The following is a 20,875-nucleotide window of genomic DNA, read 5'->3' on the forward strand; positions in this document are numbered from 1 at the left end:
CGCGACGTGCGCATCGCCCTGCTGTCCTACCGCAGCAAAACCCACTGTGGCGGACAGGGGGTCTACGTCCGTCACCTCAGTCGCGGATTGGTCGAACTCGGTCACGAGGTGGAAGTGCTGTCCGGCCAACCGTATCCGGAGCTGCTCGACCCTCGCGTGCGGCTGACCGAGGTGCCGAGTCTGGACCTGTACCGCGACGACGATCCGTTCCGCACACCGCGCCCGAGCGAGATCCGCGACCGGATCGATCTGCTCGAGCTCGGCACCATGTGGACGGCCGGATTCCCCGAACCGCGCACCTTCAGCCTGCGCGCCGCGCGGCTGTTGCGTTCCCGCACCGCCGAATTCGATGTGGTGCACGACAATCAGTGCCTCGGCTACGGTCTGCTCGATATCGCGGCGCGACTGCCGCTGGTCGCGACGATCCATCATCCGATCACTCGCGACCGCGCGCTCGATCTGGCGGCCGCGCCGTGGCGTCGTAAACCGTTCGTGCACCGCTGGTACGGATTTCTGGGCATGCAGCGCAAGGTGGCGCGGCGCATCCCCGATCTGATCACCGTGTCCTCCTCCTCGGCCGCCGATATCGCCGCCGATTTCGGCGTGGCCGCCGAACAGCTGCGCGTGGTGCCGCTGGGTGTGGACACCGAATTGTTCCGGCCGCGCGGAGGACGCGTGCCCGGCCGCATCGTGGCCGTGGCCAGTGCCGACAAACCACTCAAGGGCATCGGACATCTGCTGCGGGCCCTGGCGCGGCTGCGCACCACGCACGAGGTCGAGTTGCGGCTGGTCGCGCGGTTGGAGCCGAACGGGCCGACGGAGAAGCTGATCGCCGAACTCGGCCTGTCCGATATCGTCACCGTCGCGGGCGGGCTGGCGGATCTCGAGCTGGCCGAACTGCTGGCCTCGGCGGACCTGGCCTGTATTCCCTCGATGTACGAGGGCTTTTCGCTACCGGCCGTGGAGGCGCTGGCCAGCGGTACGCCGCTGGTCGCGAGCCGGGCCGGGGCGCTGCCGGAGGTGGTCGGCGACTGCGCCGAACTGGTCGAACCCGGCGATATCGGCGAATTGACCGCGGCCATCGGCGGTCTGCTGGACGCGCCGCGGCGACGGCACGCGCTCGGCGCGGCCGGTCGCGATCGCGCGGTCGCGGTCTACAGCTGGCCCGCCGTTGCGGCGCAGACGGTTTCGGTCTACGAGCGGGCCGCCGCCCGCACTTCGGGACGACACAACGAGGAGGCGAACGCATGCTGACCGTCGATTTCGACCGGCTGGGCATCCGGCCCGGTACCCGCGTCATCGATGTGGGCTGCGGACAGGGCCGCCACAGTTTCGAGGCCTATCGGCGCGGCGCGGATATCGTCGCCTTCGATCAGAACGCCGCCGATCTGGCCGATGTGAAGGTCATGTTCGGCGCGATGGCCGAAACCGGCGAGGCTCCCGGGCACGCCCGGGCCGAGACGGTCCAGGGCGATGCGCTGGCCCTGCCGTTCGACGCCGGGGAATTCGACGTGGTCATCGCCTCGGAGATCCTCGAGCACATACCCGACGACGAGCGAGCCATCGCCGAACTGGTCCGGGTACTCAAACCCGGTGGGGCCCTGGTGGTCACGGTGCCGCGCTGGCTGCCCGAGCGGATCTGCTGGGCGCTGTCGGACGCGTATCACGCCAACGAGGGCGGGCATGTGCGCATCTACCGCGCCGACGAATTGCGCGCCAAGATCACCGCGCGAAGGCTGCGTTTCGTGCACAGCGCGCACGCCCACGCCCTGCATTCGCCGTACTGGTGGTTGAAATGCCTGGTGGGCGTGGACGATTCCGAACATGTCGCGGTGCGCGGTTACCACCGGATGCTGGTGTGGGACATGATGTCGGCCCCGCGGATCACCCGGCTCGCCGAATCGGCGCTCAATCCCGTCATCGGCAAGAGCGTCGCGCTGTATTTCACCAAACCGGCGGTGCGCGGTGCGGCGATCTGACCTGCCGTCCCTTCCGGGCATCGTCACCGGCAAACAGTGTCTGCGCACGGCGGAATCCATCGCGGCCGCACAGGAATCCGACGGCGCGATTCCGTGGTTCATCGGCGGGCACACCGATCCCTGGGATCATGTGGAATCGGCGATGGCGCTCACCGCCACCGGTTTGCTGACCGAGGCGCGAGCGGCCTATGAGTGGTCGGCCCGCACCCAGCGCGCGGACGGATCCTGGCCCCTGCAGTTTCGCGCCGGCGCCGTCGAGAACACCGACGCGGATACAAATTTCTGCGCCTACCTCGCGACCGGAGTCTGGCATTACGTGTGCTGTACCGGGGATCGGTCGTTCGCGGCCGAGCTGTGGCCGAGCGTGCGGGCCGCGATCGACTATGTGGTGTCGCTACAGGGGCGAGGCGGTGAAATCCACTGGTTGCGAACCGCTTCCGGCGTGCTACCAGAGGCCCTGCTCACCGGATGTTCGAGTATGTTCCACAGCATTCGGTGCGCGCTGGCGCTCGCGGAGTGGCTCGGTGAGCCGCAACCGGAATGGGAGGTCGCCGCGCTGCGCCTGGGACATGCCGTCCGTCATCATCCCGAGGCGTTCGCGGCCAAGGACCGCTACTCCATGGACTGGTACTACCCGGTGCTGTGCGGGGCGTATCGCGGCCGCGACGCCGAACGCCGAATAGCCTCCCGCTGGCGCGATTTCGTGGTCGGCGAGATCGGTATCCGCTGCGTCGACGACCGGCCGTGGGTGACCGGGGCGGAGACCTGCGAACTGGCGCTGACGCTGGACGCCGCGGGTGATTCCGGGCGGGCGCGGCGGCTGCTGGCGGCCATGCAGCATCTGCGCGAGGACGACGGCTCCTATTGGACCGGACTGGTTTTCGCCGACGGTAAACGCTGGCCCGAGGAGCGCACCACCTGGACCGGCGCGGCCATGATCCTCGCCGCCGACGCGCTGTCACGGACCTCCGGCGGTAACGGGATCTTCCGGGATCAGGCCGCGACGGCCGTCATCGCCACCGACCTGCTGTGCGACTGCGTTACGGCGTGACGCCGCCGCATCCAGCCGGGCGTTCCAGTACGCGCAGCGAACCAACGACCGACACCTCGCGGAAGTTGTTGCTGTCCAGCGCCTTCCGATAGATGTTGTAGGGCGCGCGCCCGCCGTCGCGAGGATCGGGGAAAACATCGTGAATCGCCAGCGCTCCCCCGGCGGCCACCCAGTGCGCCCAGTTGTCGTAATCGCGCTGGGCCGCCTCCTCGGTGTGGCCGCCGTCGATGAACAGCAGCTGGATCGGAGTGCGCCAGACGCGGGCGAATTGAGTAGAGGCCCCGACGATTCCGACGACGGTATCGGTGAGCCCGGCTCGGACGATCGAGCGACGGAAGGCGGCCACGGTGTCGAACACCCCGGTTTCGGGGTCGACCAGGGTGGTGTCGTGATACTCCCACCCCGGTTGATGTTCCTCGGAACCGCGGTGATGGTCGACGGTGTAGACCGTGGCCCCGGACTGCCGCGCGGCCGCGCCCAGATAGATCGCCGACTTTCCACAATAGGTACCGATTTCCAGAATTGTTCCCCGGCCGCCGTAGCGCAGCGCCGCCTCGTACAGCGCTCGTCCCTCGTCCGGCGGCATGAAGCCGGTAGCGCGCTCGGCGATCCCGAACAATCTGGCCGTATCCTCGGAAATGATCGAATCGGCGCGAGTCACAATCAATAACCTTTCCCATTGCCTTCGAGGCCATGAGATAGTAGCATCCAGACACGTGTCCGATCCCATTTCCAGCGAACCCGCGGCGGTGAATTTGGAGGCCACGCGTCGCCGCCTCACCGAGAAGCAGGCCGACACCGTCGACCGCCTCACCCGGGCCGCGCTGGAGGTGCTGGCGCGCGAGGGTTTCGCGGGATTGACCGTGCGCATGGTCGCCGCGGCGGCGGGCGTCGGCACGGCCACCGCCTACACCTATTTCTCTTCGAAGGAACACCTGGTCGCCGAGGTCTTCTGGCGACGGCTGGCCGCGACCACCCCGCCCGCGACCGAATCCGCCGATCCGACCGTGCGAGTGCTGGCCGTACTGCGTCAGATCGCCATGCTGGTCGCCGACGAATCGGCCCTCGCCGGGGCGGTGACCAGCGCACTACTGGGCACCGATCCCGATGTCGCCCATCTGCGCACCCGCATCGGCGCGGAGATTCGCCGCCGTTTGATCGAGGCGCTCGGGCCCGATGCCGATCTCGAGATCGTGGAAACACTGGAATTGCTCTACGCGGGCGCGCTGGTACGCGCGGGCGTCGGCTATGCGTCCTATGCCGAAATCGCGGATCGCCTCGAAAAGTCGGCGTTACAAGTTTTGCGGGATTGATTCTTCTCCCTTGCTTCGAACTTATTTCGGTAGTACCGTCCAGACATGTGTCCAGCTAGCTCGGACACGGTACTGCGGAAGGATTTCCGATGGCACTGGTCAGGCCGCGACAGGTCTCCGGCGGCGAGGCAGAACTCGGTCACCTGCAGGAGTTCCGCACCGATCCCATTGCCCTCATGCGCCGGGTCCGCGCCGAATGCGGTGATGTCGGCGCGTTCCGGCTCGCCGACCGCGACGTGATCCTGCTGACCGGGGCCGAGGCCAACGAATTCTTCTTCCGCGCCACCGACGAGGAGTTGGATCAGAGCGCGGCCTATCCGTTCATGAAACCGATCTTCGGTGAGGGCGTGGTGTTCGATGCCAGCCCCGAGCGGCGCAAGGAGATGCTGCACAATCAGGCGCTGCGCGGCGATCGTATGCGGGGGCACGCGGAAACCATTGCGCGCGAGGTGGATCGGATGCTCGACCGCTGGGGCGACGCGGGTGAGATCGATCTGCTGGAGTTCTTCGCCGAACTGACCATCTACACCTCCTCGGCCTGTCTGATCGGTGTGAAATTCCGCGAGGAACTCGACGAGCGCTTCGCGCGGCTGTACCACGAACTCGAACGCGGTACCGACGCACTGTGTTACGTCGACCCCTACGCGCCGATCGAGAGCTTCCGCCGCCGCGACGAGGCCCGCGCGGAGCTGGTGCGGCTGGTGCAGGAGATCATGGATCGGCGCATCGCGAATCCTCCTGCGGGCAAGGCGGATCGGGACATGCTCGACGTCCTGGTGTCCATCCGCGACGAGCGCGGCGTCCCGCGTTTCTCGGCGAGCGAGATCACCGGCATCTTCATCTCGATGATGTTCGCCGGACACCACACCACCTCGGGCACCGCGGCGTGGACGGTCATCGAATTACTGCGCCACCCCGAGACGCTCGCGGGCGTGGCCGCCGAGCTGGAGGAGCTCTACGCCGACGGGCAGGACGTGAGTTTCCATGCGCTGCGGCAGATTCCGCGACTGGAGGCGGTGATCAAGGAGGCGTTGCGACTGCATCCGCCGCTGATCATCCTGATGCGGGTGGCCCGCGGCGATTACGAGGTGTGCGGAAATCGCATCGACTCGGGCGATCTCGTGGCGGCCACTCCCGCGGTATCCAATCGCATAGCCGCCGACTTCCCGGATCCGGATCGGTTCGACCCCACGCGCTATCTGGATCCGAATCAGCAGGATCTGCTCAATCGCTGGACCTGGATCCCGTTCGGCGCGGGCCGCCATCGCTGCGTCGGCGCGGCCTTCGCGCTCATGCAGCTCAAAGCCATCTTCTCGATTCTGTTGCGGGACTGGGAATTCGAGATGGCCCAGCCCGCGGACAGCTACCGCAACGACCACTCCAAGATGGTGGTGCAGCTGCGGCAGCCGTGCGCGGTCCGCTATCGCAAGAGATCTCGGTGACTACAGCACCGATTCGATGGCCGACACCACGGCCGGATCGCTCGGTTCGGTGCGCGGGCGGAATCGGCCGACCACCTTGCCGTCCCGGTCGACGAGGAACTTCTCGAAGTTCCACTGGATATCGCCCGCCTCGCCCTCGGCGTCGGCGGTCTGCACCAGCTCCTGGTACAGCGGGTGACGGCCGTCGCCGTTCACCTCGACCTTCTCCAGCAGCGGAAAGTCCACGCCATAGGTGGTCGAGCAGAACTGCTGGATCTCCTCGGCCGTGCCGGGTTCCTGGCCCATGAACTGATTGCAGGGCACGCCGACCACGCTGAAGCCGCGCGGTCCGTAGGTCCGCTGCAGTTCCACCAGGCCGGTGTACTGCGGGGTCAGGCCGCACTTGGAGGCCACGTTGACCACCAGCACCGCCTTGTCCCCGGCCAGATCGCCGAGGGTGGTCGATTCGTCGGAGAGGGTCCGTACGGGAATGTCGCGAATGCTCACGGGCCGATCATAGGACGACCCGGCGCGTCGGATCGGTTGTGCGAAACGACGAACTACGACCGAACTGTAACGGGTTCTACTGATGGTCTCGCAGCTCGGAGCGCCATGTCGAACAAGAAGCGGCGTTCACATCTTCACCCAGATTAGAACTTGTTCTACAGTGTGTCCGGGACCACTTCGAAGATGAGGTAAGCGAATATGACCGACCGCATCGCGGACACCAGCGAGGCCGATTACATCGTCGTGGGCGCGGGCAGCGCCGGTGCCACCGTCGCGGGACGGCTCGTCGAACACGGCGCGAGCGTCATTCTGATCGAGGCGGGGCGCAAGGACGACACTCGACTGGTGACCGTGCCCGGCATGATCACGATGGTGCATACGGTCCCGCAGCTGAAGAAGCGCGTGACCTGGAAGCAGTTCTCCACACCGCAGAAACATGCCAACAATCGGCTGATTCCGATGACCCGCGGCAAGGTGCTCGGCGGCTCGTCCTCGGTCAACGGCATGCTTTTCGTGCGCGGCAACCGGGCCAATTTCGACTCCTGGGCCGCCGAGGGCTGCACGGGCTGGGGCTATGAGGACATCCTGCCCGCCTACAAGCGACTGGAGAACTGGGAGGGCGGGGCCAGCGACTTGCGCGGCGCCGGCGGACCGATCGAGGTCACCCGCCAGCGCGAGCTCACGCCGATCGCCCAGGAGTTCATGGAGGCCGCCGCGGCAAGTCTGGGGGTGCCCAAGATCGCCGACTACAACGGCGAATCCCAGGAGGGCATCAGCATTTTCCAGCAGAGCGTGCGGGACGGTCTGCGCTACAGCTCGTCTCGCGGTTTCATTACCAATCGGCCCGATTCCGGGCTGAAGGTGCTGACCGGCGCGCACGCCGCGCGGGTGGTGATCGACAACGGGCGCGCGACCGGGGTCGAGGTGATCGAGAAGTCCGGGCGGCGAATCATCCGCGCGGCCAAGGAGGTCGTGGTGTCGGCCGGTGTGATCGGTTCGGCGCAGTTGCTGATGCTGTCGGGTGTGGGTCCGGCGAGTCAGCTGCGCGAGCTCGGGATCGATGTCCAGACCGATCTGCCGGTGGGGCAGAACCTGCACGACCACCTGTTCGTGCCGATGACCTTCCTGTCGAAGAAGGCCGTACATCGCGGTATCCCTTCGCATTTCGCGGCCGGGCTCGTACGCGAGCTGGCTCGGCCGGGCAGCTCGTGGTTCGGGCGCACCGTCTTCGAGGCCGTCGGCTTCGTGAAAACCTCGTTCGCGCAGGATATTCCGGATATGCAGATCCACACCCTGCCGTGGAACTATCCGGTGCCCAACCAGGACGAGGACAAACTGCATCTCGTGGACCGACGGGCCGGTTTCACCATCTTCCCGACGCTCATCTATCCCAAGAGCCGCGGTGAACTGCGCTTGGCCTCGGCCGATCCGTACGATTCCCCGCTGATCGATCCGGGCTACCTGTCCGATCCGGCCGATACCGAATTCCTCGTCGAGGGCATCCGCATGATCCGCGAGATCATGTCGCACTCCTCGGTCGCGGGCGACGTCACCGAGGAATTCACCCCCGGTCCCGCCCTGCGCGACGAAACCGCCCTGCGCCGCGAACTGCCCAACCGCGTCCACTCGGTATACCACCCGGTCGGCACGTGCCGCATGGGCGTCGACGAACGAGCCGTCGTCGACCCGCAACTCCGCGTCCGCGGCATCGAAAACCTCCGCGTAGCCGACGCCTCGATCATGCCGAGCATCACCGGCGGCAATACCAACGCGCCCTGCTACATGATCGGCGAGAAGGCGGCCGAGCTGATCACGACCGGGTAGTCCCGCCCCCGATGGGAGGACGTCCCGGCACGCCCCCTCTTATTTCCCCCGCATTTGTTCCCGGCACGCCCTTCGCCGGGAACAAATGCGGGGGATTGCATGTTGACGGGTATGACGCTAACGTTGGCAGCGTTCTTCGACTTGTGGACGCAGGTGGACCAGGTCCCGCCCACGAGGTCTTCATCCCGGTGTTCGGGTAGCAGCAGTGCGTTGCCGGTTCGACCGGATCCCCATTCGCGGCGCGTATGCCGCGGTCACGGCCGTTCGCCGTACCCACAACTTTTCCCGGAGGGGGAAACATCATGCAAGACAAGACAATTCAAGGCAAGGCCGGTGCGGAGACGGCCGTCACCGGCATACTCGAGATCTCCGACAACCACGCGACGCTGCGGACCGACGGCTATCTGCCCGGACCGCGCGACGCGCATGTGCCGCCGCGCCTGGTGCGCGAATACGGCCTGCGCCCAGGCGATGCCGTGACCGGCGCGGCCGGAGCCAAACGGGAGGGCGTGAAGTTCGCCCCGCTGGTCCGGATCGACACCGTCAACGGCCTGCCGCCCGAACAGGCCCGTAAGCGACCGCATTTCGCCGATCTCGTCCCGATCTATCCGAACGATCGACTGCGATTGGAAACCGAACAGCACGAAATGACCACGCGCATCACCGATCTGGCGATGCCGCTAGGCAAGGGTCAACGCGCGCTGATCGTCGCACCGCCCAAGGCGGGCAAAACCTCTGTGCTGCAGTCGATCGCGCACGGCATCGCCAAGAACCACCCGGAATGTCAGCTCATGCTGGTCCTGGTCGGCGAACGCCCCGAGGAGGTCACCGACCTCGCCCGCGCCGTCCCGGCCGATATCGCCGCCGCCACCTTCGACCGCCCGCCGCGCGAACACGTCGCGGTCGCCGAACTGGCCATCGAACATGCCAAGCGCCTGGTCGAAATGGGCCGCGACGTGGTGGTATTGCTCGATTCGCTGACCCGCCTGGCCCGCGCCTACAACCTGGCCGCCCCGGCCTCGGGTCGCATTCTGTCCGGCGGCGTGGACGCCGCCGCGCTGGCCCCGCCGAAGAAGTTCCTCGGCGCGGCCCGCAATATCGAGGGCGGCGGATCGCTCACCATCGTCGCCACCGTCCTGGTCGAAACCGGTTCTGTCGCCGATTCGGTGATCTTCGAGGAGTACAAGGGCACCGGCAACGCCGAACTCAAACTCGATCGCCAGATCGCCGACAGCCGCATCTTCCCGGCCGTGGACATCAACCGTTCCAGCACCCGGCGCGACGAGTTGCTGCTGGACCCCGCGGAACTGGCCGCCGTCGAATCCATGCGCCGCACACTGGCCGGGCGCGAACCGCGCCAGGCCGTCGAACTATTGCTGACCGGATTGCGCGGCACCCAGACCAACGCCGAATTCCTGCGCAATATCCGCACCGCGGGCCGCTGACCCGCCCGTCCGGTTCCTCCCGTTACTCTGGTTCGGTGGTCGGCACCGAATGGACCGTGCCGATCAGGCTCGATCTGGAGGTTTTCGTGGGGCGCGAGGAGATGCTGAGGCGGGTACGCGATGCCCTCAAGGCCCTTCCCGACGACGAGCGCACCGTCACGATCGGCCGGCATCGCCGAGCCGCCACCGAACTGGACCCGGCCGAGCGCGCCGAACTGGTCGAGATGTTCGCCGAGCGGATCAAGAACGACGGCGCCCAGGTTGTCCGGGTCTCGGAGGAGACGATCCCCGACGCCGTCACCGAGGCGCTGACCACCCACGACGTCGGCTCGGTCGCCGTGCCCGAGGGCCTGCGATCGGAATGGCTCAGCGCCTGGGCCGAATCCGACGGACATCGCATCGTGTCCGACCATCTCCTGGCCGCCGCCGAGACGCCCGATGCCGTGGTGACCGGCTGCGCGGGCGCGGTCGTCGAACCGGCGACCGTGGTGCTGGACGGCGGTCCGGGTCAGGGCCGGGCGTCGATGCTGGCCCCCGGCTGCCATATCTGCGTGGTCCGCGCCGCGCAGATCGAACCGGCCCTGCCCGACGTCCTGGACAAGCTCGACTCCCGGCGACCCATCACCTGGTTCCGCGGACCGGCCGCCGCACCCGACGACGAACTCGTCCCGGTGCCCGCCGGCCAGGGCCCGCGGCATCTCGTTGTCGTCATCGTCGAATGACTGCAAGCGCTCCTTAAGCCCTCGGCAAGTCCGAACGGGCATCCTGTTCCTATCCGGACGATGCCCGTCTACGAGGGGTGGCGGGCGCGTCCGATCCATCGCCCGTTGCCACGTTGTGATCATGCTCTCCGGCGTGACCGGTCATCTCGAGGAATGATGGTGACAAGTGCGCCAAGGAGATTGGGAGCGACGATGGAAACCGTGGTCGTCTTCGTATTGGCCTGCCTGCTGTACTGGTGGGGCATGCTCTGACAGCGACGAATACCTCTCCGGCCCGCACATCGTTCGCGCGGGCGAACAGTGTGCGACGGCCATTATGCTGGCCTGGACAGGAGAGGAGTGACCGCGATGGTCGCGAAGGCGCAGGAGATTCCGTCGGTCTGGACCCGACCGCAACGCCCCCGGCGCGATACCCCGGCGCTGAGCCGGGAGCAGATCGTCGCCGAGGCGATCGACCTGCTGGACTCGGAGGGTTTCGAGGCGCTGAGCATGCGCCGACTCGGCACCAAGCTCAATGCCGGGGCGACCTCGCTCTACACCCATGTCGCCAACAAGGACGAACTGCTCGAGCTGATCATCGATGAGGTGCTCGGCGAGATCACCATTTCCGACGCCCCCGCGCCGGATTGGCGTTCGGCCCTGTTGCGCCTGGGCCTGGACATCCGGGCCGGACTGCTGCGGCACACCTGGATCACCGGCGTGCTGAGCACCGCCGGGCTGAGCTATCTCGGCCCGAATATGATGCGCCTGTCGGAGGGTCTGCTGACCATTCTCGAGACCTCCGGATTCGACGAGGAACTCGCCGATCGCGCCACCGATACGATCCTCGGCTTCATCATCGGCTCCACCTCCACCGAGGCCGCCATGATCACCACCATCGCGCGCAGCGGCCTCGACGAACAGGAGTGGATGCAGCGCCTGATGTCCGCGGGCCGCTCGGCCTCGAGCCCCTACCCGCGCACCCACAAGCGCTACGCCGCACACGACGCCGGAACCGCGGTCCGCGACCGCGACGCCGACTTCGAATTCGAACTCGCCCTGATCCTCGACGGCCTGGCGGCCCACCGCCGCGCCGACTGATCCGGCGAAACCAATGAGGCCCGCACCGGAATCCGGTGCGGGCCTTCGTCATTGCGGCCTACTTGCCACCGTCGAGTCCGGCGCGGACGCCCTCCTCGATGCGCTTGCCGATCTCCTGGTCAACGTTCTTCCAGTATTCGAAGACACGGCTGAGCACCGGTTCCCGCACGCCGCCCAGCACGTGGCCGACGACGTTGTTCACCAGACGCTCACGCTGCTCGTCGTTGAGGACATCGCGCACGAGCGTGCCGGGCTGGGCCCAGTCGCTGTCCTCGCGGTGCTGGATGTAGCCCGCGCGCACCATCTCCGGTTCGAAGTTGTTCCAGGTGGCCTCGTCGGGGGCCTGGGACGGATCGGCGTGCGGGCCGCCGTAGGAGTTGGGGGCGTAGACGGGAACCTCGGGCGCGTTGAACTCGTATCGCATCGCGCCCTCCTTGGAATAGGTGTTCACCTCCGCGGCGCGTGGGCGGTTCGGGGGCAGCTGGGCGTAGTTGGCGCCGATGCGGTAGCGATGCGCGTCGGCGTAGGCGAATACACGACCCAGCAGCATCTTGTCCGGCGAGAAGCCGATGCCCGGAACCACATTCGACGGTTCGAACGCGGCCTGTTCGATCTCGACGAAGTAGTTGCGCGGATTGCGGTTCAGGGTCCAGCGGCCGACCTCGATCAGCGGGTAATCCTTCTTGGACCACACCTTGGTCAGGTCGAACGGGTTGAATCGGTAGCTCGCGGCCTCGTCCACCGGCATGACCTGGACGTGGACGGTCCAGCTCGGGTGGTCGCCGCGCTCGATGGCATCCCACAGATCGCGGCGGTGGAAATCGGCGTCCTCGCCCGCGATCCGGTCGGCCTCGGCCTGGGTCAGGAACTGCTGGCCCTGATCGGTGCGGAAGTGGTACTTCACCCAGAAGCGCTCACCGGCGGCGTTGATCCACTGATAGGTGTGCGAGCCGTAGCCGTTCATATGCCGGTAGGTCTTCGGGATGCCCCGATCGCCCATGAGCCAGGTCACCTGATGCGCGGACTCGGGGCGCAGCGTCCAGAAGTCCCACTGCATATTGTGATCGCGAAGTCCGTTGCCCGGCAGACGCTTCTGCGAGCGGATGAAGTCGGGGAATTTGATCGGATCCTTGATGAAGAATACCGGGGTGTTGTTGCCGACGAGGTCGTAGTTGCCGTCCTCGGTGTAGAACTTCACCGCGAAGCCGCGCGGATCGCGCCAGGTGTCGGGGCTACCCTGCTCGCCGGCGACCGTGGAGAAGCGCACCAGCGATTCGGTCCGCGCACCCGGCTGGAACAGCTTGGCCTTGGTGAAGCGGCTGACGTCGTTGGTCACGACGAGTTCGCCGTACGCGCCCGCACCCTTGGCATGCACGATCCGCTCCGGCACGCGCTCCCGGTTGAACTGGGCGAGCTTCTCGATCAGGTAGTGGTCGTGCAGCAGGATCGGGCCCTCGGTGCCCGCGGTCAGCGACTCGTTGTCGCTGGCGACCGGCGTACCGGTGTTGGTGGTGGTCGGCTTGGTCATGAATGGCCTCCTCGAGGGTCGACGACTTCCCCCGGGGTATGGGCTGCCCCCGGGTCGAGATGAGATGGTCCGTCCGGTCAGGTGGACGGAATGGCGCTGCTACCGAGGCAATCCGGGCACATGCCCCAATAGACGACCTCGGCCTCGTCGATCGCGAAACCGTGCGCGTCCGACGGATCGAGACAGGGAGCATGTCCCACGGCACAGTCCACGTCCACGACCGTGCCGCAGTTCCTGCACACCAGGTGGTGATGGTTGTCACCGGTCCGCGCCTCGTACAGCGCGGCGGAACCGGCCGGTTCGATCCGGCGCAGCAGTCCGGCGTTCACACAGGCCCGCAGTACGTCGTACACGGCCTGGGTGGATACCGAGCCCAGTCTGCCCCGCACCGCGGCGGCCACCCGGTCGGCATCCGAATGCGGTTGGGCCGCAACCACATCCAGCACTGCCACCCGCGGGGCGGTGACCCGCAGTCCGGCCGCGCGCAGTCGCTGCCGCGGGTCGAAGGCGTCGGTGTGCATGAACCCCAGTTTGCCCCTTTTTTGGAATAAGTCAAGAAAAGACCCGTGGAATAGATCCCCACCCCGCCCTGTTGAACCGGACTGCCGACGTCGGGACAGCCCCGGGCCTCACCCTTTGTCGCTTCGAGCGACCACTCGCCGAGAGGCGCTTGTTGGGCGTCGGCGGCCCCCGGGCGGCGGAGCCCCATTGCCTCCGCGCCCGGATCGACGCCGCCAGGTTCGACCTGGCGGCGTTCGCGCATTTCGTTGGGGGCCTGGCGTGTTGGGGAGTTTCCCGGTCGGGCCGGGTTAGCCTGCTCTCATGCGCCGCATCCTCGGGTGGGTCTCCGGCATGTCCGTCGTCGCCTTGGTGGCGTGCGGGGTCGCGGCCGAACCCGCGCACGCGCGCACGACCGAGCCGACGCGGTGCGCGGTCACCGCCGAGCGCGAGCTCGAGCGCGCGGCCCCAGAAGCGGTCGGCTTCGACGCCGATCGGCTGGCCGCGGCCCTCGACTTCGCCGCGCAGCGCAATCGGTTCAATGTGCGGGTGTTCCGGCACAACTGCCTGGTCGGCGAGGGGCCGACCAATGCCAGATCCGGCAATATCGCGTGGAACGTCTGGAGCGTGACCAAAAGCGTCGTCTCACTGGTCGCCGGAATCGCCTGGGACCGTGGCCTACTCGACCTGTCCGCGCCCATCGACCGCTATCTGCCACCGGGCCTCGGCGACGCCCGCCACCGAGCCATCACCGTGGAGAATCTGCTCACCGAATCCTCCGGATTGCGGGTCGGTGCGGTGACCGAGGGTCTGACCGCGATCGTCCCGATCGATCCGAACAGCGCGGTGCAGGCGCTCGGGGTGCCCTTCGATACGCCGCCCGGCACCGAATTCACCTACAGCCAGCGCAATGTCGATCTGCTGACCTATGTCGTGGAGCTGGCGGTCGGCGAGCCGTTCCAGCGCTTCGCCCAGCGGGAGCTGTTCGATCCGCTGGGTATCGAGAAAGGCGATTACTACTGGGCCCGCGACCGATCCGGGCATACCTATGGCTACGCCCATCTCATGATTCCGCCCAACGATCTGTCTCGACTGGCCCTACTGCTCGGCGACGACGGCCGCTGGGGCGAACAGCAGGTCGTGTCGAGCGACTATCTGCGAATGGCCAGCCGTCCCTCGGCGACCAATCCCTGCTACGGGTATTTGTTCTGGGTCGGGGCGGGTTGTGTGGAGATGCCCGCCTTCCTGCCGCGCGATTCGTATCTGATGTCCGGGCTCGGCCTGCAGAACGTCTTCGTCATTCCCGAATGGGATCTCGAGGTGGTGTGGACCGGCGCGTTCGGCAACCACTCGGTGAAGGGGCTGCGCGGACTGCTGCAGACCACCGACGAGCTGTCCTGGGAGTTCTTCCGACGGTTGGTGGCCGCCATGCGGCAGCCACCGGTCTCCGATCCGGGTCCCTATTCCGAACAGCCGATCGAGATCGATCCGCGCGACTATATCGATCCCGAGATCATCGAGGCCATCTTCGGCCTCGGGCCGGCCGCGTATCCGGGCTGTAATGTGCTGTCCTGCTTGAAGACTCCGCTCGCGGCGCCGTTCACCGACACGCCGCCGGGCTGCTATATCGTGGTGTGTCTGGGCACCGATCCGCGAACGCCCGGCATTCGCTGAATCAGCGCACGAGGCGGGCCAGCACGGCGGCGTTCATATAGTCGCGGAACAGCACCACCTTGCCGTCGCGCACGCGAACCACGTTGACGGAGGTGCGAATTCGTGCACGGGGCTCACCCGGCAGGGTCATATCGACCTCGTTCTCGACGAACAGCAGTTCCGGATCGGCGGTCTCGTACACCTGGGGATGTATGCCGTGCACCTCGATTCCGGTCGTCGCCGCCCGGCGCTGCGCCAGGTGGTCCCGAATGGCCTCGCGGCCCTCGACCCGCTCGGGGGTCCCCTCGAGGGTGAAGGGCATTTCGAAGACCGCATCCGGCGCCAGCCACGAGGCGAAGGCGTCGCTGTCGCGTGCGGCCAATCCGTTGAACATCTCTTCGACCAGCTCACGCGGGGTTCGTACGGGAGTGTCGGTCATGACGATCTCGCTTTCGATAAACGGAACCAATACCCCGCTTATCATTCGGAACGGTCGCCCCGCTTGTCAATGCCCCGGCTCGGTAGACTCGCGCCGTGACCGAAGGACGTCCCCTGCGCGCCGATGCCCGCCGCAATCGCGAGCGTGTCCTCATGGCGGCCCGGGAAGCCTTTGCCGCCGAAGGTATTTCGGTTCCCCTCGACGAGATCGCGCGGCGCGCGGGCGTCGGCCCGGGTACGGTGTATCGGCATTTTCCCACCAAGGAGGCGCTGTTCCACGCCGCCATCGTGGACAATATCGAGCGTATGACCGCACGCGCCCGTGAGCTGACCGCCGCCGCGGACCCGGGCGCGGCCTTCTTCGCCTTCCTCGATCACATGGTCGAGGAGGGTGCGGTCAAACGCGATCTCGCCGAGGCCATCGGCAACGAGCATCCGATCGAATTGTCCACTCCCCTAACGGAAATGCACGGTTCGGTCGCGGCCCTGCTGCATCGCGCCCAGCAGGCCGGAGCGGTCCGCGCCGATATCGACCTCGACGATCTGATGCGTGCGCTCAAGGGCACCTTCCTGGCCACCCACACCCCCACCACCACCGACGAGCAACGCCGCCGCAGCTTCACCATAGTGTTCGACGGCCTACGCCCTCGCTGACGCGAGAGGCCGTCCGATCCAACGGGATCGGACGGCCTCTCGAGCGGTCGTACTACCTCAGCCCCGCAGCAGGACCTCGGCGATCTGAATCGTATTGAGCGCCGCGCCCTTTCGCAGGTTGTCACCCGAGATGAACAGCGCCAGACCACGTCCCTCGGGAACGCCCGGATCCTGGCGGATGCGGCCGACGAGCGATTCGTCGATACCCGCGGCGGCCAGGGGGGTGGGGACATCGCTCAGCTTCACGCCGGGAGCGTCCGCGAGCAGCTGCCGCGCCCGCTCGACCGACAGCGGCCGGTCGAATTCGGCGTTCACCGACAGCGAGTGACCGGTGAAGACCGGCACGCGCACGCAGGTGCCGCTCACCAGCAGCTCCGGCAGGCCGAGGATCTTGCGACTCTCGTTGCGCAGCTTCTGATCCTCGTCGGTCTCGCCGGAGCCGTCGTCGACCAGCGAACCGGCCAGCGGCAGCACATTGAAGGCGATCGGCGCGACGTACTTGTTGGGGGCGGGGAACGCGGCCGCGGATCCGTCGTGGGTCAACTTCTCCATATCGGGGGCCACCGCGCGGATCTGACCGGCCAGCTCCTCGACACCGGCCAGGCCGCTGCCCGAGACCGCCTGGTAGCTGGACACGATCAACCGGCGCAGCCCGGCCTCGTCGTGCAGTGGCTTGAGCACCGGCATGGCGGCCATGGTCGTGCAGTTGGGGTTGGCGATGATGCCCTTGACCAGATTGCGGGTCTGCTCCGGATTCACCTCGGAGACGACCAGCGGCACCTCGGGGTCCTTGCGGAACGCCGAGGAGTTGTCGATCACGGTCACGCCCGCGGCCGCGAAGCGCGGCGCCTGCACGCGCGACATGGTGGCCCCGGCGGAGAACAGCGCGATATCCAATCCGCTCGGATCGGCGGTCTCGGCATCCTCCACCACAACCTCGCCGCCGCGCCACGGCAGCGTCTTCCCCGCGGACCGCGAGGAGGCGAAGAACCGCACCTCGTCGGCCGGGAAGTTGCGCTCCTCCAGCAGTTTCCGCATGACGGCGCCGACCTGTCCGGTCGCGCCCACGACTCCTACACGTACGCCCACGACTCAGATCCCCGATCCGGCGTGCACAACCGCCACCTCGTCGCCGCCCAGGTCGAAGGCCTTGTGCAGCACCTGCACCGCCTCGTCCAGTTCGGTGTCCTTGACCAGCACCGAGATCCGGATCTCGGAGGTAGAGATCAGGTCGATGTTGATACTCGCCTTGGCCAGCGCCTCACAGAAGGTCGCGGTGACGCCGGGATGACTCTTCATACCCGCGCCCACCAGCGACACCTTGCCGATGTGGTCGTCGAACAGCACCTGCGAGAAGCCGATCTCGTCCTGACGCTTGGTCAGGAACTCCACCGCCTTGGGACCGTCGGTCTTGGGCAGGGTGAAGGTGATGTCGGTCTTGCCGGTCTCCACCTTGGAGATGTTCTGCAGCACCATGTCGATATTGATCTCGGCATCGGCGATGGCCCGGAACACCTTGGCCGCGTAGCCCGGCGTATCCGGCAGGCCCACCACGGTCACCTTGGCCTCGCTGCGGTCGTGCGCGACGCCGGTGAGGATTGCTTTCTCCAAGGGGATGTCCTCCATCGATCCATAGACGTAGGTGCCGTTGCGGTCCCCGTACGAGGAGCGCACATGGACGGGCACGTTGTATCGGCGCGCGTACTCGACGCAGCGCAGCATGAGCACTTTCGATCCGCAGGCCGCCATCTCGAGCATCTCCTCGAAGGAGACCTGGTCGAGCTTCTGCGCATCCGGGACGATCCGCGGGTCGGCGGTGAACACGCCGTCCACATCGGTGTAGATCTCGCAGACGTCGGCCTCGAGCGCGGCGGCCAACGCGACCGCGGTGGTGTCGGAGCCGCCGCGGCCCAGCGTGGTCACGTTCTTGCTGTCCTGCGAGACGCCCTGGAAACCGGCGACCAGCACGATCACACCCTCGTCGAGGGCCTGGCGGACGCGCGAGGGCGTCACGTCGATGATGCGGGCGTTACCGTGCGCCTCGGTGGTGATCACGCCGGCCTGCGAGCCGGTGAACGAGCGCGCCTCCGCGCCCAGGGAATGAATGGCCATGGCGACCAGCGCATTCGAGATGCGCTCGCCCGCGGTGAGGAGCATGTCCAGCTCGCGTGCGGGCGGAGCGGGGGCCACCTGCTGGGCCAGATCCAGCAGTTCGTCGGTCGTATCGCCCATTGCCGAGCACACGACGACCACTTCGTGCCCCTGCTTCTTCGTCTCCACGATCCGTTCAGCGACGCGACGGATACGCTCGGCGGATTCGAGCGAGGATCCTCCGTACTTCTGAACGACGAGAGCCACGACAGGGTCCTCCAAAAGATCGACTAGCTTGCTGTTACCAGCACCCAAGCGTACCGATCGATGTCCACGGATTATCCGCCTACCTCCGACTGTGATCCTCGCTATCGAAAGGTTTGGGATCCCGGCGGGTGGTCACCGCCGTCAGCAACCAGTTCCGCTTGGTGTTGTGGAAGGCCGCGAAGCGCCACCGGTCGTCATGACGCACGGCCACGAACAGATTGACCTTGGTGTTGAAGCGATTGCGCCGCTTACGCCCCTTCACCACCGCACCCTTGCCGTGAACCAGCGCGACATCCGGGGTGAGAAAACGCAGCGAGGTGATCTCGCCGTCGAGATGCGAGCCCTTCTGCCACTTCTCGAACACCGGCCGGTGCATCGCCTCGATATCGGCGCGGCCGCGGTAGTGCGGACCGAAGAAGGTCACATAGTCGGCGTCGTCGGAGAAGTAGGACGCGAAGGCGTGCGCATCGCCGTCGGCCCACGCCTGATTCAGTCCGTCGAACAGCGCGCGGATGGCCGCCTCGTCGGCGAGTTGCTGGGTGGTCATGGCGAACTCCAGTTCCCTGAGCAGTGCATCAACTGATCGAAGAAATAGTTGATTGAGTAAGATACTGCTCGGACAAGGTTATGCTGTCAAGGTGACGAGGAAGGCGGAGCTGGGCGAGCGACTGACCCTGGCCGCGCAGCGCAATGCGACCGACGCGGTGATGTTGCATCAGGCAATCGCCGACAGGGTGGGCCTGCACGTGACCGACCTGCGCTGTTTGAATCTGCTGCGTCTGAGCGGTCCGGCCACGGCGGGCGAACTCGCCGCCCGCACGGGCCTGACCACCGGCGCGGTGACGCGGATGATCGACCGGCTGCTGGCCGCGAAATTCGTTCGACGCGAGCACGACAGTCTCGACCGCCGCCGGGTGATCATCACCGCCGCGGAGGATCGGCTGCCCGAGATCGCGCGGCATTACGAACCACTGGCCCGCGAATTCGGCAAGCTCATGACCGGCTACACCACCGAACAGCTGGAACTACTGCTCGATGTTTTCGATCGCCTGCACGAGACATCCCAGCGAGTGGCCGCCGCGATACGCGCGGCGGATTGAATCGGAAGGACGGGTCATGGAGAGCACGGTTGTCGAGGTGAAGACCGGGCGCAGCGAGGTCGTGCACGACATCACCGGTCGATGCGCCGAATTCCTGAACGAGGTCGCGGCCGGACGCGACGGGCTGCTGCACATCTTCGTACCGCATGCGACGGCGGGCGTGGCCCTGATCGAACTCGGCGCGAGCAGTGACGACGATCTGCTGGCCGCCCTGGGCGATCTACTGCCCGCCGACGATCGCTGGAAACACGCGCACGGTTCGCGCGGGCACGGACGCAGCCATGTCATGCCCGCCCTCATCGCCCCCTATGCGACGGTGCCGGTGCTCGACGGCGAGATGGCCCTGGGCACCTGGCAATCGGTGGCGATGGTGGACCTCAATGTGGACAACCCGGAACGCAAGGTTCGGCTGTCGTTCCTCCGCGGGTGATACGAAACGAACGACCTTGTGAGACAAGTCACTTCCGGATGATAATTCGACCATGCGCGCGAATGTCGGAGATCGAATCCTGGTCCACGGTCGAGCGGTAGGGATGCCGGAACAGACCGGCGAGATTATCGAGGTCCGGGGCGCGGACGGGTCCCCGCCCTACCTCGTCCGGTTCGGTGACGGGCGCGAAAGCCTCGTCTTCCCGGGTCCGGACTGCGTCGTCCGCCCGCACTGAGGCGATACCGGATACGCACAGCCGGGAGCCGAACAGGCCGGGCAGCCTGCACAACTCGCAGGAACTGGACGGCCGAACGACACGTGTGAAAGAGGCCACACAGTTGACGTGCGCTGTGACCCTGGAGACAATCGGGCGTACCAAACCGGGGGGTGGAGGACGAGACATGCGCACGAAGACCGACCATCGATTCGTTGTCGAGGTCCATCCCGAGCAGGTCATGGAAGCGTTGCTCGCGGTGGACCGGACCCCGGAATGGTCACCGTGGCACAAAGATGTGCGCGTTGCGACCCGAGACGACTACGGCCGCCCCAAGCGTGTATACGCCACGGTGACCCCGATGAACAACTCCGACCGCCAGGTGCTCGAATACGACTGCGGCCCCGATCGAATCGCCTGGGAGGTCGTCGAGAGCGGCGCCGGCGGCGGCGGTAAGGGCTGGTTCGAGATCGAGGAGATCGCGGAGGGCACCGAGGTCTGGTATCACACCGAGGTGTACTTACCGATCCCGGTTCCGGGGCTGCTGATGAAGCGAACCCTGAACCGGGTCAATGACGAAGCCGTCCAGAACTTGATCGAATTCATCGAGAAATTCCGCTTCGAAAACTACGAAGTGAGCTGAAGCCCTGCCACGATGTC

At 66.5% G+C, this 20,875-nt stretch carries 22 protein-coding genes and 1 pseudogene; 15 read left to right on the forward strand and 8 right to left on the reverse strand.

What is annotated here, in order from left to right; genetic code table 11:
- Positions 1 to 6 precede the first annotated feature (6 nt).
- Genes NP4_RS14905 through NP4_RS14915 form a run of 3 tightly spaced genes read left to right on the forward strand, consistent with a single transcriptional unit; the run spans position 7 to position 3,030 of the window.
- Positions 7 to 1,254, forward strand: coding sequence for a glycosyltransferase family 4 protein (locus tag NP4_RS14905; protein ID WP_067998050.1), 1,248 nt, complete (start codon positions 7 to 9; stop codon positions 1,252 to 1,254).
- Positions 1,248 to 1,979, forward strand: a complete 732-nt coding sequence (locus tag NP4_RS14910; RefSeq protein WP_067998052.1) for a class I SAM-dependent methyltransferase — start codon at positions 1,248 to 1,250, stop codon at positions 1,977 to 1,979. The genes NP4_RS14905 and NP4_RS14910 overlap by 7 nt, the downstream gene beginning before the upstream one ends.
- Positions 1,966 to 3,030 carry a glucosidase family protein gene (locus NP4_RS14915; protein ID WP_067998058.1) on the forward strand — a complete coding sequence of 355 codons (1,065 nt, stop codon included), beginning with the start codon at positions 1,966 to 1,968 and terminating at the stop codon, positions 3,028 to 3,030. Before NP4_RS14910 ends, NP4_RS14915 begins: the two co-directional genes overlap by 14 nt.
- Here the strand turns inward: NP4_RS14915 and NP4_RS14920 are convergent.
- Complete coding sequence (locus NP4_RS14920; protein ID WP_245997852.1) at positions 3,020 to 3,691, reverse strand: class I SAM-dependent methyltransferase; 672 nt, start codon at positions 3,689 to 3,691, stop codon at positions 3,020 to 3,022. The genes NP4_RS14915 and NP4_RS14920 overlap by 11 nt on opposite strands.
- 88 nt (positions 3,692 to 3,779) lie before the next feature.
- Here NP4_RS14920 and NP4_RS14925 point away from each other — a divergent pair, with 88 nt between their 5' ends.
- The gene (locus tag NP4_RS14925; RefSeq protein ID WP_067998182.1) at positions 3,780 to 4,343 is read left to right on the forward strand and encodes a TetR/AcrR family transcriptional regulator; all 564 of its coding nucleotides are present in this window, start codon (positions 3,780 to 3,782) and stop codon (positions 4,341 to 4,343) included.
- Positions 4,344 to 4,432: 89 nt separating this feature from the next.
- Positions 4,433 to 5,785: a lanosterol 14-alpha demethylase gene (gene cyp51 / locus NP4_RS14930; RefSeq protein WP_067998060.1), complete on the forward strand. Its 1,353-nt coding sequence runs from the start codon at positions 4,433 to 4,435 to the stop codon at positions 5,783 to 5,785.
- Here cyp51 and NP4_RS14935 read toward each other — a convergent pair whose 3' ends face one another.
- Positions 5,786 to 6,271, reverse strand: a complete 486-nt coding sequence (locus NP4_RS14935) for a glutathione peroxidase (protein ID WP_067998064.1) — start codon at positions 6,269 to 6,271, stop codon at positions 5,786 to 5,788. It abuts the gene before it with no gap.
- A gap of 198 nt (positions 6,272 to 6,469) precedes the next feature.
- Between NP4_RS14935 and NP4_RS14940 the strand changes: the two genes are divergently transcribed.
- The 4 genes and pseudogenes from NP4_RS14940 to NP4_RS14955 all read left to right on the forward strand — a co-directional run bounded on the left by NP4_RS14940 (position 6,470) and on the right by NP4_RS14955 (position 11,342).
- Positions 6,470 to 8,095 (forward strand): GMC family oxidoreductase, encoded by a 1,626-nt coding sequence (locus NP4_RS14940; protein WP_067998066.1) that lies wholly within the window; start codon positions 6,470 to 6,472, stop codon positions 8,093 to 8,095.
- 287 nt (positions 8,096 to 8,382) lie between these two features.
- Positions 8,383 to 9,540 (forward strand): annotated as a pseudogene (locus NP4_RS14945) (transcription termination factor Rho, short form); the annotation flags it as partial.
- 35 nt (positions 9,541 to 9,575) lie between these two features.
- Complete coding sequence (locus NP4_RS14950) at positions 9,576 to 10,262, forward strand: LutC/YkgG family protein (protein ID WP_082875875.1); 687 nt, start codon at positions 9,576 to 9,578, stop codon at positions 10,260 to 10,262.
- A 348-nt stretch (positions 10,263 to 10,610) separates the two neighbouring features.
- Positions 10,611 to 11,342, forward strand: a complete 732-nt coding sequence (locus NP4_RS14955; protein ID WP_067998186.1) for a TetR/AcrR family transcriptional regulator — start codon at positions 10,611 to 10,613, stop codon at positions 11,340 to 11,342.
- Positions 11,343 to 11,400: 58 nt separating this feature from the next.
- Here the strand turns inward: NP4_RS14955 and NP4_RS14960 are convergent, their stop codons facing one another.
- Positions 11,401 to 12,870, reverse strand: coding sequence for a catalase (locus tag NP4_RS14960; RefSeq protein ID WP_067998070.1), 1,470 nt, complete (start codon positions 12,868 to 12,870; stop codon positions 11,401 to 11,403).
- A gap of 77 nt (positions 12,871 to 12,947) precedes the next feature.
- Positions 12,948 to 13,391 carry a Fur family transcriptional regulator gene (locus NP4_RS14965; protein ID WP_067998072.1) on the reverse strand — a complete coding sequence of 148 codons (444 nt, stop codon included), beginning with the start codon at positions 13,389 to 13,391 and terminating at the stop codon, positions 12,948 to 12,950.
- 301 nt (positions 13,392 to 13,692) lie between these two features.
- Between NP4_RS14965 and NP4_RS14970 the strand changes: the two genes are divergently transcribed.
- Positions 13,693 to 15,042: a serine hydrolase domain-containing protein gene (locus NP4_RS14970; RefSeq protein ID WP_067998074.1), complete on the forward strand. Its 1,350-nt coding sequence runs from the start codon at positions 13,693 to 13,695 to the stop codon at positions 15,040 to 15,042.
- Between the two features lies 1 nt (position 15,043).
- Here the strand turns inward: NP4_RS14970 and NP4_RS14975 are convergent, their stop codons facing one another.
- Entirely contained in the window at positions 15,044 to 15,460 is a 417-nt protein-coding gene (locus tag NP4_RS14975; RefSeq protein ID WP_067998076.1) for a nuclear transport factor 2 family protein, read from the reverse strand.
- Between the two features lie 95 nt (positions 15,461 to 15,555).
- Here NP4_RS14975 and NP4_RS14980 point away from each other — a divergent pair, with 95 nt between their 5' ends.
- Entirely contained in the window at positions 15,556 to 16,113 is a 558-nt protein-coding gene (locus NP4_RS14980) for a TetR/AcrR family transcriptional regulator (RefSeq protein ID WP_067998078.1), read from the forward strand.
- 57 nt (positions 16,114 to 16,170) lie between these two features.
- Here NP4_RS14980 and NP4_RS14985 read toward each other — a convergent pair whose 3' ends face one another.
- The 3 genes from NP4_RS14985 to NP4_RS14995 all read right to left on the reverse strand — a co-directional run bounded on the left by NP4_RS14985 (position 16,171) and on the right by NP4_RS14995 (position 19,018).
- A complete protein-coding gene (locus NP4_RS14985) occupies positions 16,171 to 17,202 on the reverse strand; it encodes an aspartate-semialdehyde dehydrogenase (protein WP_067998080.1) in 1,032 nt (343 codons plus the stop codon).
- Positions 17,203 to 17,205: 3 nt separating this feature from the next.
- Positions 17,206 to 18,471 (reverse strand): aspartate kinase, encoded by a 1,266-nt coding sequence (locus NP4_RS14990; RefSeq protein WP_067998082.1) that lies wholly within the window; start codon positions 18,469 to 18,471, stop codon positions 17,206 to 17,208.
- Between the two features lie 79 nt (positions 18,472 to 18,550).
- On the reverse strand, positions 18,551 to 19,018 hold the full coding sequence (locus NP4_RS14995) for an SgcJ/EcaC family oxidoreductase (RefSeq protein WP_067998084.1): 468 nt from the start codon (positions 19,016 to 19,018) through the stop codon (positions 18,551 to 18,553).
- A 91-nt stretch (positions 19,019 to 19,109) separates the two neighbouring features.
- On the opposite strand from NP4_RS14995, the gene NP4_RS15000 reads away from it, so the two are divergent.
- The 4 genes from NP4_RS15000 (at position 19,110) to NP4_RS15015 (ending at position 20,858) form a co-directional block, all read left to right on the forward strand.
- Complete coding sequence (locus NP4_RS15000; protein WP_067998085.1) at positions 19,110 to 19,571, forward strand: MarR family winged helix-turn-helix transcriptional regulator; 462 nt, start codon at positions 19,110 to 19,112, stop codon at positions 19,569 to 19,571.
- 16 nt (positions 19,572 to 19,587) lie between these two features.
- Entirely contained in the window at positions 19,588 to 20,001 is a 414-nt protein-coding gene (locus NP4_RS15005; protein ID WP_067998087.1) for a secondary thiamine-phosphate synthase enzyme YjbQ, read from the forward strand.
- 52 nt (positions 20,002 to 20,053) lie between these two features.
- Entirely contained in the window at positions 20,054 to 20,236 is a 183-nt protein-coding gene (locus tag NP4_RS39905) for a DUF1918 domain-containing protein (RefSeq protein WP_082875877.1), read from the forward strand.
- 166 nt (positions 20,237 to 20,402) lie between these two features.
- Positions 20,403 to 20,858 (forward strand): SRPBCC family protein, encoded by a 456-nt coding sequence (locus tag NP4_RS15015; protein ID WP_067998091.1) that lies wholly within the window; start codon positions 20,403 to 20,405, stop codon positions 20,856 to 20,858.
- Positions 20,859 to 20,875: the final 17 nt, after the last annotated feature.

It is taken from the genome of Nocardia pseudobrasiliensis NBRC 108224, from assembly GCF_001613105.1.
Taxonomy (GTDB): domain Bacteria; phylum Actinomycetota; class Actinomycetes; order Mycobacteriales; family Mycobacteriaceae; genus Nocardia; species Nocardia pseudobrasiliensis.

Excerpts from the sequence above, each read along its gene's own strand:
- NP4_RS14965 (WP_067998072.1), bottom strand. The coding sequence starts at position 13,391 with ATGCACACCGACGCCTTCGACCCGCGGCAGCGACTGCGCGCGGCCGGA.
- NP4_RS15015 (WP_067998091.1), top strand. The coding sequence starts at position 20,403 with ATGCGCACGAAGACCGACCATCGATTCGTTGTCGAGGTCCATCCCGAG.
- NP4_RS39905 (WP_082875877.1), top strand. The coding sequence starts at position 20,054 with ATGCGCGCGAATGTCGGAGATCGAATCCTGGTCCACGGTCGAGCGGTA.
- NP4_RS14995 (WP_067998084.1), bottom strand. The coding sequence starts at position 19,018 with ATGACCACCCAGCAACTCGCCGACGAGGCGGCCATCCGCGCGCTGTTC.
- NP4_RS14910 (WP_067998052.1), top strand. The coding sequence starts at position 1,248 with ATGCTGACCGTCGATTTCGACCGGCTGGGCATCCGGCCCGGTACCCGC.
- NP4_RS14975 (WP_067998076.1), bottom strand. The coding sequence starts at position 15,460 with ATGACCGACACTCCCGTACGAACCCCGCGTGAGCTGGTCGAAGAGATG.
- NP4_RS14960 (WP_067998070.1), bottom strand. The coding sequence starts at position 12,870 with ATGACCAAGCCGACCACCACCAACACCGGTACGCCGGTCGCCAGCGAC.
- cyp51 (WP_067998060.1), top strand. The coding sequence starts at position 4,433 with ATGGCACTGGTCAGGCCGCGACAGGTCTCCGGCGGCGAGGCAGAACTC.
- NP4_RS14970 (WP_067998074.1), top strand. The coding sequence starts at position 13,693 with ATGCGCCGCATCCTCGGGTGGGTCTCCGGCATGTCCGTCGTCGCCTTG.
- NP4_RS15005 (WP_067998087.1), top strand. The coding sequence starts at position 19,588 with ATGGAGAGCACGGTTGTCGAGGTGAAGACCGGGCGCAGCGAGGTCGTG.
- NP4_RS14955 (WP_067998186.1), top strand. The coding sequence starts at position 10,611 with ATGGTCGCGAAGGCGCAGGAGATTCCGTCGGTCTGGACCCGACCGCAA.
- NP4_RS14940 (WP_067998066.1), top strand. The coding sequence starts at position 6,470 with ATGACCGACCGCATCGCGGACACCAGCGAGGCCGATTACATCGTCGTG.